We start from the raw sequence: 14,891 nt of genomic DNA, 5'->3' as shown, positions 1-14,891 counted from the left end.
TAAAGTTAGAAAAATTACAATATATAACGTGCGTTAGAGAACAGGAGTCAAGCACAAGCCTTAGGATGTTACTATTTTAACAATATTAACATAGGCTTAGCTTGGCTTTTTTAACGTAAAAAGGGGGATTTTTAATGTTAAAATTTTTAAAGCCAGCTCCATACATAAGCAGGCTACCAGAAAAAGAAATAGATTCAGCTTATAAAAAATATCGTATTCAGATGTTTATTAGTATTTATGTAGGATACCTTATATACTATTTTGTAAGAAGTAACTTTGCTTTATCTAAAGTATATCTTTTAGAACAGGGATTTACAAAAGTTGAGATAGGATTTGTTGCATCAGCACTTGGATTATCTTATGGTATTAGTAAATTTGTAATGGGAAATGTATCTGATAGATCTAATCCAAGATATTTCTTGGCAATAGGGCTTATATTATCAGGTATAGTAAACTTGTTTTTACCAAACACAACTAATATTGCTTTTATGTTTGTTTTAATGTTGTTAAATGGATGGTTTCAAGGAATGGGATGGCCTCCATGTGGAAGAATAATGACTCACTGGTTTTCAGATAGTGAACGTGGTGTTAAAATGTCAATTTGGAATACTGCACATAATGTAGGTGGAGGATTTATAGCTACAATTGCATTAATTGGGGTATCATTATTTGGAACATGGAAAGGTATTTTTTACTTACCAGCAATAATAGCAATTGTAGGGGGATTAGTATATATTATATTTGCAAGAGATACTCCACAATCTGTTGGATTACCACCAATTGAAGAATTTAAAGATGATTATCCAGAGTACGAGGTTGAAGTTAAAGATGCTGAAGAAGAGCTTACTGCTAAAGAAATTTTATTTAAGTATGTATTAAACAATAAGCTTTTATGGTGTATAGCTATTGCAAACGTTTTCGTATATTTGGTTAGATATGGGGTTATAAGTTGGGTTCCTACATATTTACAAGAGGTCAGACACTTTAACCCAAAAGACTCTTCTATAGCATTTGCATTGTTTGAGTATGCGGCTATACCTGGAACTATTATAGTTGGATGGATTAGTGATCATATATTCCATGGTAGACGTGCTCCAATGGGAGTTATATGTATGGTTGGGGTAGCTATAGCCACAGCAGTATATTGGAAAAGTACAAGTCCATTTGCTATAAACTGTGCATTGGCATCAATAGGAGCATTAATTTATGGACCTGTTATGTTAATAGGGGTAAGTGCACTAGACCTTGTACCTAAAAAAGCAGCAGGAACTGCGGCTGGGTTTACCGGTTTATTTGGCTATATGGGAGGACAAGTTTTAGCTGAGCTAGCAATGGGTATGGTAGTTGATAAGTTTAATTGGGATGGAGGATTTATAATGCTAATAGCATCTGCAATCTTATCTATAGTATTTTTATCATTTACATGGAATACTCATAATATAAAAGAAAAATCTAATGCTTAGTTACATATAGATATAGCATAATTAAGGCTTTAATCTAAAAAGATTATAGCCTTAATTTTTTTATTTTTATTAATCTACATAAAAGTTGACTAACTTAGTCATATTCAATAATATATAAGTATGACCAAGTTAGTCATACTAAGGAATAAGGAGGAATAATATTGAATAAGACATTTGAAAATCTAGGTGAGGAAAAAAGGCTTAGGATAATAAATTCAGCAATAGAAGAGTTTGCCAATAAAGGATATAGACGTGCAACAGTAGATAAAATAGTATTAAAAGCAGAAATTTCAAAAGGTTCAATATTTCAATACTTTAAAAATAAAGAAAGATTATACTTATATATTTGCAATTATCAAATAGATATAATTAAAGATGAAGCATTTAAACAAAAAGAAAATAATGAAACTGATTTTTTTGAAATATATAAACAGGCTGCACATATTAAGTTTAAAATACTTAAAAAAAATCCATATATTTTTAAATTTTTTCAAACATTGTACACAGATGATTCACCAGTAGCACAAAAATGGTTAGAAGATATGCTTAAAAATAGAAACCAAATAGTATTAAGTTTTATAGGTGATTATGATAAAACAAAATTTAGAGAAGATATTGATATTGATATGGCAGTAAAGGCCATTGAACTTACATTTGATGGATTATCAATGAAGTGGATGGATAAATTGTCATATGAAAACTATGAAGAAGATTTAAAAACATTATTTGAAGAAGTAGAAGGCTATATAAATTTTTATAAAAAATTATATTATAAGGGAGAAAACTAATGTTTATTAAAACTAGTAATTTATGTAAGTCATACAAAACAGAGGATGTCGAGACTATAGCATTAAAAAATACAAATATATCACTTGAAAAAGGAGATATAGGAGTAATCTTAGGGCCATCGGGAAGTGGAAAATCTACTTTAATGAATATTCTTGGAGGATTAGATAGATCAGATATTGGGGAGGCAATTGTAGATGGTATTGATATTACTAAACTATCAGATGATGAACTAGTAGAATATAGACGTGAAAAAACAGGATTTATATTTCAATCATACAATCTAATGCCTCATTTAACAGTATTAGAAAATATAGAAATAATAGAAAATATAAGTAAATCACCTCTTGATATTAATGAAGTGCTAGATGCAGTAGGATTAATTAATAAAAAAAATAGATTTCCAAAAGAACTATCTGGTGGAGAGCAACAACGTGTTGCAATTGCTAGAGCTATAATAAAAAATCCAGCAATATTATTTTGTGATGAACTAACAGGTGCACTAGATTATAAGTCTGCAATAGATGTACTTTCTCTTATACAAGATATAAATAGAAAATTCAATACTACAATTTTAATAATCACACACAACGCTTCAATAAGTGCTATGGCAAATAAAATATACAAATTTAGAAGCGGTGAGGTTACAGATTATATTACTAACAACAACCCTGCTGATGCGAGGGAGGTTCAGTGGTAATGAAGCTAAATAAAAGCATATTACGCGTAATGAAAGAAAATATGGGAAAATACTTAGGCATGCTGTATATGTTAATATTATCGGTTTTTTTATTTGTTGCACTGAACCTTACAGCTCAAAACTTAAGATATAATAAAGATGAATATGTAACAAAAAATGTTCAAGAAGACTTAGAATTTTATACTTTAAACCAAATTAATGATATAAACAAGTTGGAAGATAAGTTTAATTTAAAAATGGATGAAACAATTGTAAAAGAGTATAAAGAAAATGGGAAAACATTAAGATTATTCACTCCAAATGAAAAAGTAAATATTACTGCAGTTTTAGAAGGTTCTATGCCAAAGGTTGGAGAAATAGCCTTAGATCCTCAGTTTGCTAAATCAAATAAATTAAAAATTGGGGATAATTATCGAATAGGAGATTTTTATTATAAAATTTCAGGATTTATGGGTATACCAAACTACGCTTATATTCTCGAAAAAGAAGGCGATATTATAAATAACCCCAAAAAATTTGGTATAGGAATAATAAATGAGGAAGATATTGAAAATGGTACATATCTATATTCAGTAAAATACAACAATGAAAATAAAAACATATATAACAAATCAAAAGATTTAAAAAGTTACTTAAATGAAAATGGCGTAAATATACTTGACTGGGTATATGCTAAAAATAACTTAAAGATATCAGTATTAGATATAGAAGTTATTGCCATAAGTACATACTCAATTGTATTACCTACAATAATTTTACTTATAACAGTTGTATTAATAAGCATTGTTTTAGGAAGAATGATAAAAAATGAAATGTCAGGTATTGGCACATTATATGCATTGGGGTATAGAAAAAAAGAAATAATGAGGCACTATCTAAACTACCCTATAATACTTTCGTTAACTGGTGGAGTAATTGGAGGTACAATTGGACTTATAGTACAAAAATATATATTCGACTTATTTCTTAAATTTTTCCCAATTCCAGTTGAAAAATTATCGTATAGCCCTATATATTTCATATTAGGAATAATTTTATGCGTATTGTTTACTGTTGTAGGAAGTTACATATCTATCAATAAGATATTGAAATCATCACCAGTATTATTAATGAACAATGAAATTAAGCGTAAAAAAGTAAATAGAATTGAAAGAAAAATTAACTTAAGTAAATTCAAATTTAAGACAAAGTTTGCTATAAGAGAACAATTACGCTCAATACCTAGATTAGTATTTTTGGTAACTGGAGTTGCTATAGCTACGGTGTTTTTGATGTATGGATTTATTGCTAAGTGTTCAATGGATTATGCAATTAACCAAGATAGTAATGATGTGTTTAGCTACAACTATGAATATATATTAAAACAACCTACAACAGATAAGCCTCCTGTAGGTTCAGAGGAGATATCGGGAATTAGATTTGCAATCGATAGTACTCTAAAAGATAAATTTGAGTTATTAGGAGTAAGTAAAAACTCACAAATGGTAAGTTTAAAAGATAAACATGGAAAAGAAATAAAAATTAATGATAATAAATTTATTATTTCTTCTAAAATGGCAAAAAAATATAAATTAGATATTGGGGATAAACTATCTTTTATAAATATACTTGATGACAAAAAATATTCTATAAAAATTACTGATATTGCTAAAACAAATTCAGGCGACTATGTATTTACTTCAATAGATAGCTTCAATAAAATGATGGGGCTTAAAAAAGGAGATCATAGTGCCATTATTTCGAAAACACCTATTAAATTAGACAAAGATTCAGTGTATATGGTAAATACTCCTAGTAATATGAAAGATATGCTAGCAGATTATATGGATTTAATGGAAGCATTTATATATGGAATCGCAGTTGTAGCCTTTATTATAGGTATAATTATAGTATATATAATAGCGTCTACAAGTATAGAAGAAAATAAAAATCATATAGCCCTTATGAAGGTCTTTGGGTATAAGAAAAAAGAAATAAACTCAATGATGTTAAATGGGTCAAGGATTTATGTAATAATTGGATATATTGTAGGGGTCCCTATTGGATATATTATAATAAATTTAATATTTAAAATATTTGAGGAGCTAGATATAGTTCTAGAGGCTAAAATTAATTTAACTTATATACTTATAGGTTTTGTTATAATAGCTCTTACCTTTGAGATATCAAAATCTATATGTTCAAGAAAAATTGAAAAAATAGCTTTAAGTGAAGCTTTAAAAACACAAAAAGATTAATAAAAAGCCATGAAGATTAATATCTTCATGGCTTTAGTATCTTATACTAAACTTTTCTAGTAAAACCTTCTCCAAGTACTTCATAAGCATTATTTATTATAACAAAGGCTAAAGGATCAATTTCATTAACAAGTTTTCGTAAAATAACTTCTTCACGTCGAGAAACTACAACTAATAAAACATCTTTCTTTTGTTTTGAATATCCTCCACGACCTTCTAAAAAAGTAACTCCTCTTTCTAAATTTTTCATGATTGAATCAGAAATCTCATCTGGATTATCAGTTATAATTATAAAAGATTTAGAAAAATCAAATCCTTCAACAATGGTGTCACAAATCTTGACTGAAATATATAAAGATATTATAGCATATAGAGCTATTTGAATATTTTTTGAAACAAGCCCTGCTAAAATTATTACTAAGCCATCTATTATAAACATGAACACGGAAATAGATATAAATGGAAAAACCTTATTTAAAATAAGACAAGCAAGTTCTGTTCCGCCAGTAGATGCATCTATTCTAAATAACATTCCAAGACTTATACCAACAACTATACCACCTGCAATTGATGATAATAATATATCATTAGTTTGAAAAGCTGAAGTTAGTGGTTCTGTAACCTTTAAGAAAAATGTAAGCAATAAAATTCCTATTAAAGTCTTTATAGCATCTTTTTTACCAAGAATCTTAACTCCGAATATAAACAGAGGTATATTAAAAACTAAGTTTATAAGCCACAAAGGAGTATTAAAAATATTTTTAAGGACTATTGCAAGACCTGTAAGTCCCCCTGACGCTATCATATATGGCTCTAAGAACATATTAAGTCCGACAGACATTATAAAACATCCTAATGCCAAAATTATAAGTTCAAAAAGATACTTGTATTTCTTATCTTTTAAAATCAATTCCCATCACCATCCTTTTTAAACTTAGAAACGTTTTGATTAGTTTTACAACAATTTCCACATATTTAAGTATATCATGAAATCTTGTATAAAATGTTAATATAGATAAAAATATATACGCATATGATAATTAAATGTGGAATATTTAATAATTATAAAAAAAGAAGAGATAATAAATATATAAACATAATTTTAAAAAGGAGATACATATGAAGAACTATAGTTTTAATACTCGAGAGGAACTCGTAGAATTTTTAGATGATCATAATTTTAAATATTATATACCGAGAGTAAGCGAGTATATGAGTGCTATTAAAGATGAACTTAAGCATTATTGTGTAGAGTTATCAGACTCCAATGAAGTTGAAAGTTGTTTTATTATAACCATAACAGGAGGAAGAGAGCTTAAGGAAAGTTTCTTTGATATCAGTAAAGTTAATGAATTTAAAGATAAAGCTTATAATAGGGAGTATCGAGAAAAACAATATAAAGAAGGTATTGAAAAAGGATATTTTTAAGTTAAAAACAAATAGATAAATAAAGGTATTGAAAATATCAAATTTAATGCAAAAGGCAGAGAAATCTGCCTTTTTTTATACGGTTTTTATTAACTAGATTTATAATACTATATCAACTAACGTAGTATTTTGGTTATAAAAATAAATAGTAATATGGTAAGATTAAATTAAACAAATGGATATAATATAAAATTTATATAATATAAGTAGTGAGGTAAAAAATGAGGTATATATACGAAACTATAAAGTTTAATGAATCATTACCAGTAAATATATTTATTCATGAAGTAGATATTGTTCAAAGTCACTGGCATGAAAGCATAGAAATATTATTAGTGGCAAATGGGGAAGTAGATTTATTAGTTGATGGGAAAAAGTATAATCTACAAGAAGATGATTTAATAATAATAAACTCAAAAGAAATACATTCAATAAAGTCTGAAAAAAATAATATAGTAATAGCAATTCAAATAGATCTATCATCATTTAATGATTTATATAAAGATATTGATAAAATAAACTTCAACTGTAAATCATTTGAATATACTAAAGATGATAAAAGATTTATATTAATTAGAAAAATACTATCAGAAATAACATATAACTATTTAAAACAAAGCAACGGGTATAACATAAAAATAAACTCATTGCTAAATGAGTTAGTATACATACTAATAAACAGATTTAAGAATAGTACAAAAACAAAAACAGAAAATAAAAATTATAAACATATAGATAGGTTGAATAGAGTAATTTCACATATACAAAAAAACTATAAAGAAGATATAACTCTAAATAGTATATCTAGAATGGAGTACTTATCGCCTCAATATTTTAGTAAATTTTTTGAAAAACACATGGGAGTAAATTTTCTAACATATCTTAATTCTATAAGGCTAGAACATGCAATGAAAGATTTAGTTAATACCGACTATAACATTACTGATATAGCTTTAAATAATGGTTTTGCAAATGTAAAATCATTTACAAGTTTATTTAAGAATATATACAAAGAAACACCTAGCAACTATAGGAAAAAATTTTGTAATATAAATGAAATAAAAAATAGCAAGACAGATAGAGGTATTAATTATTTAGAGTTTAATACAAATAGGCAAATAGATTTTATTTTTAAATATTTAAAGGTTCAAGAAGATGCAAAAGGTTTAGAAATAATAGATAAGGTTGAAAATGTTGTAGATGTTGATGTAAGCAAAACAATTAAAAGTATAAACAATACATGGAAAAATTTAATTACAATAGGAAAGGCTAAAGAAGGTTTGATGAAAGATGTACAAGAGCATCTAAGAGAGATTCAAAGTAAGCTTGGATTTAAATATATTAGATTTCATGGAATCTTCGATGATAGTATGATGGTTTATGATGAAAAAAATAATAATCCTAGTTTTAACTTTACATATATAGATAAGCTTTTTGATTTTCTATTGAGTATAAATTTAAAGCCTTTTGTAGAACTTGGATTTATGCCATCCAAACTTGCGCTTAATACAAACAAGTCAATTTTTTACACAAAAAGTGTTATTAGTGAGCCTAAAGATATTAAGCTATGGAATTTATTAGTTGAAAAGTTTATTAGACATTGTGTAAATAAATATGGATTTGAGGAAGTTAGTTCTTGGTATTTTGAGGTTTGGAATGAGCCTGATATAGATTTAGTTTTTGGATTTGATAAAGAAGGTTACTATGATGCGTTTTTTAAAGAGACGTACAATACTATAAAGTCTGTAAATAGCAAATTTAAAGTAGGAGGACCTTCTATATTAGGATACAATATTTTAAACAATAACTGGTTGGAAAAACATTTAGATTATTGTATAGAAAATAATTGCAGACCAGATTTTATAACTTTTCATAGTTATCCGATAGATTATTTAGATGAAGGCATAACTGATTATTTATTAGGTAATGAAGTTAAAATATGTATTAATAAAAATGAAAATTATCTTAAACTCTTAATAAATAAAATTAAGGATACGTTGAAAAAGCTCGAGTTAGAAAAAATTAGTATATATATGACAGAATGGAATTCAACCCCATCACATAGAGATTTTACTAATGATACTTTATACAAGGCTAGTTACATTACCAAAAATATTATTGAAAATTTAGATGAATTAGATGGATTTGGATATTGGGCGGCTACTGATTTATTAGAAGAGTTTAGAATAGATGAAGATGTATTCCATGGCGGTTTAGGGCTTATAGCAAACAATGGAATTAAAAAATCTGCTTTTTATGCCTATGAACTTTTAAATAAGTTAGGTAATGAATTAATAGGTATTGGTGATGGGTATATTGTTACAAAAAAATATGATACTTATCAAATTATGATTTATAACTATTGTCACTTTGATAATATTTATTCTGGAGGAGATATTTCTCAAATAAGTAAAATAGATAGGTATAATGTGTTTAATAATATAGAAAAAGGTATTGGATTGAGTCTTAAAAATATTGAATCTGGAGAGTATTTATTTAAAGAGTATAAGATTAGCAAAGAACATGGATCGTCTTTTGATACGTGGATTAATATGGGAAGTCCTAAGTACTTGGATGAAGAGGATGTAGATTATATAAATAATAACTCAATTATAGAAATAAAGAAGTACAATAAATATATAAATAATAACTATATTATAAATGATAACTTAGAACCACATGAAGTCAAATTTTATACTATAAAACCAAAATATTAATATAAATCACTGCGAAGAGTTAAAATTTAATCTATTTGCAGTGATTTTTTAATGGAAAATACTTTCCTTGAGCTGTTTTTTATAAAAATAAGTTAAGATTTGACCTGAAATTAATTAAAAATTAAATCGAAATTTATTTTTTAAAAATATAAAATTATAAATAAGGAATATTATAAAACTACATAAGGTTTTTATGATAGTTAAAAAATAAAATTAAAAATAATAAGGGGAATTTAGAAATGAACATTAAAGAACTAATAAACCAAATGAGCTTAGAAGAGAAAGCATCATTATGCTCAGGTTTAAATTTCTGGAATACTAAGCCGATAGAGAGACTAAACATACCATCAATAATGATGACCGATGGACCTCATGGTTTAAGAAAACAATCAGCAGGAGCTGATCATCTAGGTATAAATGAAAGTGTAGAGGCTACTTGCTTTCCAACCGCATCAGCACTTGCTTGTTCATTTGATAGAGATTTAGTAAAAGAGCTTGGAATGGCCATAGGAGAAGAATGTCAATCTGAGAATGTATCAATAGTATTAGGGCCAGGAGCGAATATAAAAAGATCGCCTTTATGTGGTAGAAACTTTGAATATTATTCAGAGGATCCATATTTAAGCAGTGAAATGGCTAAAAATCAAATACAAGGAACACAAAGTCAGGGTATTGGGACATCTTTAAAACACTTTGCAGCTAATAACCAAGAGCATAGAAGGATGACTATAGATACAATAGTTGATGAAAGGACTTTAAGAGAAATATACTTAGCAAGTTTTGAAACTGCTATAAAAGAAGCTCAGCCATGGACTATAATGTGTGCATATAATAAGTTAAATGGCGAATATTGCTCTGAAAACTATAAATTACTTACAGAAATATTAAGAAATGAGTGGGGATTTGAAGGATTCGCTGTGTCTGACTGGGGTGCAGTAAATTATAGAGATAAAGGTTTATCTTCAGGGCTAGAACTTCAAATGCCAGCTGACGGAGGTATGGGAGATAATTTAATAGTTGAAGCAGTTAAGAGCAATAGATTAAGTAAAGGCGTTTTAGACAAAGCAGTAGAAAGAATATTAAATATAATATTTAAAGCAGTAGAAAATAAAAGAGAAAATGTTGTATACAGCAAAGAAAAACATCATAAATTAGCTAGAAAAATAGCTGGAGAATGCATGGTGCTTCTTAAGAATGAAGAAAAAATACTTCCTCTTAAAAAAGAAGAAAAGATAGCGGTTATAGGTGAGCTTGCAACTAAGATTAGATACCAAGGGGGAGGAAGTTCTCATATAAATCCAACTAAAGTGGACAATACATATGAAGAAATAGTAAACTTCGTAGGATCTGAAAATGCAAGATATTCTAGAGGATATGATTTAAACATAGATGATACTATTGACGAGTTGGTAGAAGAAGCTAAAAAATTGGCTATAGAAGCTGATAAAGTTATTTTGTTTATTGGTCTTCCAGAAAGATATGAGTCGGAGGGGTTTGATAGAACACATTTAAATATACCTAAAAATCAATATGACTTAGTAAAAACATTAAAATCTGTAAATGAAAACATAGTAGTAATTTTGAGTAATGGATCTCCAATAGAAATGCCTTTTGTAAGTGATGCAAAAGCAATACTTGAAGCCTATTTAACAGGGCAAGCTAGTGGTAAAGCTATATGTGATCTATTGTATGGTGAAGTTAATCCAAGTGGTAAGTTAGCAGAAACATTTCCACTTAAATTATCTGATAACCCATCTTATTTAAATTTTCCAGGGGAAGTAGATAAAGTAGAATACAAAGAAGGAATATTTGTAGGATATAGATATTACGATAAAAAAGCAGTGGACGTATTATTCCCATTTGGATATGGGCTAAGCTACACAAACTTTGAGTATAGTAATTTAAAAATAAGTAAAAATGAAATAGATGACACTGAAAAATTGACTGTAAGTGTAAAGATAAAAAATATAGGGGATGTGTTTGGAAAAGAAATAGTACAGTTATATATAAGAGATAAGGAAAGCAGTGTAACAAGACCAGAAAAAGAGTTAAAAGGATTTGAAAAAATAGGGCTAGAGCCAGGAGAAGAAAAAGAAGTTACATTTATATTAAATAAGAGAAGTTTCGCATACTATAATGTTGATTTAGGTGATTGGCATGTAGAAAGTGGAGAATTTGAAATTTTAATAGGAAAATCTTCAAGAGAAATAGTTTTAAAAGAAGTAATAACAGTAAATACTACTTCACCTATTAAAACTATTGTTACTAAAAATACTGCTTTAGGAGACATATCACATATTCCTGAAGTTCAACAGATAATGAATGCAATGATACAAAGTTTTGGAGGAGATACAAGTGGTCTAGGGGAAGGCAATATGTTTGAAGAAATGATGAAGTTCATGCCACTTAGAGCTTTAGCTACTTTTAATCCTGATGGTGGGCAACAGCTGGTAGACAGAATAATTGAAAGTATAAATAGTTAAAATTATAATCGAAAAATTAGTTTACTAAAGAGCAAATTAACTGTAAGTAGAAATTCAAATAAGGAGCGTATACTTGTGAAATATACTGAAAAAAATTTTGACTTTATAGAAATTGAGAATGAAGGATTTGCCGGGGATTACATAAAAATGCCTACTTTTGTAGGTAAGTTATGGATGAAATCGAATGTAAAAAAATTAAGATCAATGATGGGTGGTTTGAGTAAAGATATAAGCACTAGACCTATAATAGTTGAAGATAAAAATATCAAAGGATATAAAAATGATATTAGAATAAGAATTTATAGGCCTGAGGAAGCTAAAAAAAGACCAGTAATGATATTCATACATGGTGGAGGATGGTTTGCGGGGTCTATAGATGCAGTTCATGATTACTGTAAGGCTATATCTGATAAGGCTGATACTTTAATTATATCAGTAGATTATGGGTTAGCACCAGAAAATCCATACCCAACAGGTGTAGAAGATTGTTATGCGGCTGTAAAATGGGCCATTGAAAATAAAGATGAATTAAATATAGATACAGATAATGTTATAGTATCCGGAGACAGTGCAGGAGGAAACTATTCGGCTGTTATTTCTATAATGGCTAGAGATAGAAAAGAGTTTAACATATCTAAGCAGATATTACTTTATCCAGCAACAGATTTACAATCTATGGAGGTGGATAATAGCGATAAAATGGCAAAAATATTTAGTGAAGTAATTCTCGAATGGTATTTAAAGAAAAAAAGTAAGGCTACAGACAAGTATGTTTCACCAATGTATTGTGATGACTTAAGCAATTTAGCTAGTGCTTTTATAGTTGTTGGAGACTTAGATTTCTTACATGAAAGTTCATTAAAATATGCTGAAAAATTAGAAAAAGCAGGGAATGAAGTGAAATTTAGTTTATATAAAAATACTAGACATGCATTTATAGATAATACAGGAAACTGTCCTCAAGCGGATGCATTAATAGAAGAAGTTGTAGAATTTATAAAAGGATAGAAAGAAAGCCCATATCTTGATTTAAGATATGGGCTTTTTATATAATTAAAATATTAAAAAAATATAAGACATCACTTAAAAATTTAATAATATTTTATTGACATAAAGAGTAAGAATAGTTAATATTGTTTTGTACAAAACAAATTTATATTGAGGTGTTTATATGATAAATAAAGAAAAGCTTAAGTTAGGTCTTGATATTAGTAAAATTAATCACATAATTTCAAGAAAGATGGATGCTTCTGTAATCAGTGCAATTGATGATAATTTAACCATATCACAGGCTTATGTAATAGATTTTATATGTAATGAAGGTAAGGATAAAGACGTATTTCAAAAGGACTTAGAGAGTGTATTTGACTTAAAACGTTCATCAATTAGTTTAATGCTAAACAATATGGAAAAAAGTGGTTTAATAGAAAGAATGCTTGTTAAGGAAGATGGACGATTAAAAAAAATAGTTTTAACAGAAAAGTCTATAAAGATTTATGAAAAAATATCTGATGCAATTGATTTAATAGAAAATAAATTATCAGAAAATATAACGGAAGAAGAAGTAAAAGTATTTCAAAATGTACTTAATAAAATAAGAAATAGTCTAGAATAACCGTTTAAATTTTAAATAACGGTTATATTTAAATAAATATTGTTTTGCACAAAACATAAAAAGCGGAGGATGATATATGTCAAAAATATCTAATTTTACGGAGGGAAAAATATTTTCTCCTTTATTAAAATTTACTATACCTATACTGCTTGCATTATTTTTACAAACTATGTATGGTGCAGTTGATTTGCTTATAGTAGGTCAATTTGGAAATGCAGCAGATGTATCGGCAGTTTCAACTGGTAGTCAAGTAATGATGACTATAACCGTAATAATTACAGGATTAACTATGGGTATCACAATACTTATAGGGCAAAAGCTTGGAGAAGGTAAATCAAAAGAAGCTGGAGATGTTGTAGGAAGTGGTATTTCAATTTTTGCTATCATAGCTATAGTTATAACTATTTTAACTGTTACTTTTGCTTCACCTATTTCAACTTTTATGCATACCCCAAAAGAGGCCTTTGATAGTACGACAGTATATATAAAAATTTGCGCTTTGGGGTCTGTTTTTATAATTGCGTACAATATTATAGGAGGAGTATTTAGAGGTTTAGGTGATTCGAAAACTCCACTTATCACAGTAGGGATTGCATGTGTGACAAATATTATAGGGGATTTAATATTTGTTGGAATATTTAAAATGGCGGTTATGGGTGCTGCTCTAGCGACTATAATGGCTCAGGCAATTAGTGTTATATTATCGGTAATTATTATTAGAAAGCGAGGACTTCCTTTTGAGTTTTCTAAGAACAGTATAAAGTTTCATAAAAATTTAACTTCAAAGATAATCAAATATGGAACGCCAATAGCACTCCAAGATGGACTTGTGCATATGTCTTTTCTTGTAATTATGATTATAGGAAATTCAATGGGAGTAATTCCATCAGCAGGAATTGGTGTTGCAGAAAAGCTTGTTGGATTTATAATGTTAATACCGTCATCTTTTTCTCAAGCTGTATCTGCGTTTGTTGCACAAAACTATGGAGCTAAAAAATATGATAGGGCAAAGAAAGTTCTTATTTACGCTATTTCGGCTTCGTTATGCTGTGGTATTGTAATGTTTTATATTACATTTTTCCATGGAAATATACTTGCAGGCATGTTTTCTAAGGATAAAGATGTAGTTTTAGCAGCATGGGAATATATGAAAGCGTATGGAATAGATTGTCTTTTAACTGCAATTATGTTTAGTATGGTAGGTTATTTCAATGGATGTGGAAAAACAACATTTGTAATGATACAAGGAATAATAGGTGCTTTTGGAGTAAGGATACCTGTATCATATCTTATGAGCAAAATAATACCTGTATCATTATTTAGAGTAGGTCTCGCTACACCAATGTCCACAGTTGTACAAATTATATTATGTACAATTTATTTTATAATTTTATCAAAGAAGTTATCAAGAGAAAATACAATAAAAAATTCAATTCATATTAATCGCTTTTAATTATAAATA

General features: G+C 28.0%; 11 protein-coding genes. 10 read left to right on the top strand and 1 reads right to left on the bottom strand.

From position 1 onward, the window contains the following. Positions 1 to 134: 134 nt before the first annotated feature. The 4 genes from glpT (at position 135) to GFJ41_RS05440 (ending at position 5,186) form a co-directional block, all read left to right on the top strand. Entirely contained in the window at positions 135 to 1,463 is a 1,329-nt protein-coding gene (gene glpT / locus GFJ41_RS05455) for a glycerol-3-phosphate transporter (protein WP_035116760.1), read from the top strand. Positions 1,464 to 1,624: 161 nt separating this feature from the next. Beyond that, positions 1,625 to 2,251, top strand: coding sequence for a TetR/AcrR family transcriptional regulator (locus GFJ41_RS05450; RefSeq protein ID WP_170074810.1), 627 nt, complete (start codon positions 1,625 to 1,627; stop codon positions 2,249 to 2,251). Next, positions 2,251 to 2,949, top strand: a complete 699-nt coding sequence (locus GFJ41_RS05445; RefSeq protein WP_170074809.1) for an ABC transporter ATP-binding protein — start codon at positions 2,251 to 2,253, stop codon at positions 2,947 to 2,949. Before GFJ41_RS05450 ends, GFJ41_RS05445 begins: the two co-directional genes overlap by 1 nt. Beyond that, complete coding sequence (locus GFJ41_RS05440; protein WP_170074808.1) at positions 2,949 to 5,186, top strand: ABC transporter permease; 2,238 nt, start codon at positions 2,949 to 2,951, stop codon at positions 5,184 to 5,186. The genes GFJ41_RS05445 and GFJ41_RS05440 overlap by 1 nt, the downstream gene beginning before the upstream one ends. A gap of 46 nt (positions 5,187 to 5,232) precedes the next feature. On the opposite strand, the gene GFJ41_RS05435 is transcribed toward GFJ41_RS05440, so the two are convergent. Then, on the bottom strand, positions 5,233 to 6,096 hold the full coding sequence (locus GFJ41_RS05435; protein WP_064497364.1) for a YitT family protein: 864 nt from the start codon (positions 6,094 to 6,096) through the stop codon (positions 5,233 to 5,235). A gap of 209 nt (positions 6,097 to 6,305) precedes the next feature. On the opposite strand from GFJ41_RS05435, the gene GFJ41_RS05430 reads away from it, so the two are divergent. The 6 genes from GFJ41_RS05430 (at position 6,306) to GFJ41_RS05405 (ending at position 14,882) form a co-directional block, all read left to right on the top strand. After that, on the top strand, positions 6,306 to 6,614 hold the full coding sequence (locus GFJ41_RS05430) for a hypothetical protein (RefSeq protein WP_170074807.1): 309 nt from the start codon (positions 6,306 to 6,308) through the stop codon (positions 6,612 to 6,614). 221 nt (positions 6,615 to 6,835) lie between these two features. After that, positions 6,836 to 9,331, top strand: a complete 2,496-nt coding sequence (locus GFJ41_RS05425) for a GH39 family glycosyl hydrolase (RefSeq protein ID WP_170074806.1) — start codon at positions 6,836 to 6,838, stop codon at positions 9,329 to 9,331. Positions 9,332 to 9,570: 239 nt separating this feature from the next. Continuing rightward, on the top strand, positions 9,571 to 11,814 hold the full coding sequence (locus tag GFJ41_RS05420) for a glycoside hydrolase family 3 C-terminal domain-containing protein (RefSeq protein ID WP_170074805.1): 2,244 nt from the start codon (positions 9,571 to 9,573) through the stop codon (positions 11,812 to 11,814). 75 nt (positions 11,815 to 11,889) lie between these two features. Further along, positions 11,890 to 12,822 (top strand): alpha/beta hydrolase, encoded by a 933-nt coding sequence (locus GFJ41_RS05415; RefSeq protein WP_170074804.1) that lies wholly within the window; start codon positions 11,890 to 11,892, stop codon positions 12,820 to 12,822. A gap of 163 nt (positions 12,823 to 12,985) precedes the next feature. After that, entirely contained in the window at positions 12,986 to 13,429 is a 444-nt protein-coding gene (locus GFJ41_RS05410; protein ID WP_025161900.1) for a MarR family winged helix-turn-helix transcriptional regulator, read from the top strand. Positions 13,430 to 13,505: 76 nt separating this feature from the next. Continuing rightward, positions 13,506 to 14,882, top strand: a complete 1,377-nt coding sequence (locus GFJ41_RS05405; RefSeq protein ID WP_170074803.1) for an MATE family efflux transporter — start codon at positions 13,506 to 13,508, stop codon at positions 14,880 to 14,882. Positions 14,883 to 14,891 lie beyond the last annotated feature (9 nt).

Origin of the sequence: Paraclostridium dentum, assembly GCF_012922555.1 — a bacterium.
Classification (GTDB): domain Bacteria; phylum Bacillota; class Clostridia; order Peptostreptococcales; family Peptostreptococcaceae; genus Paraclostridium; species Paraclostridium dentum.
The sequence above is the reverse complement of the archived record's forward strand: the minus strand, read 5'-3'. Positions and strand labels throughout refer to the sequence as shown.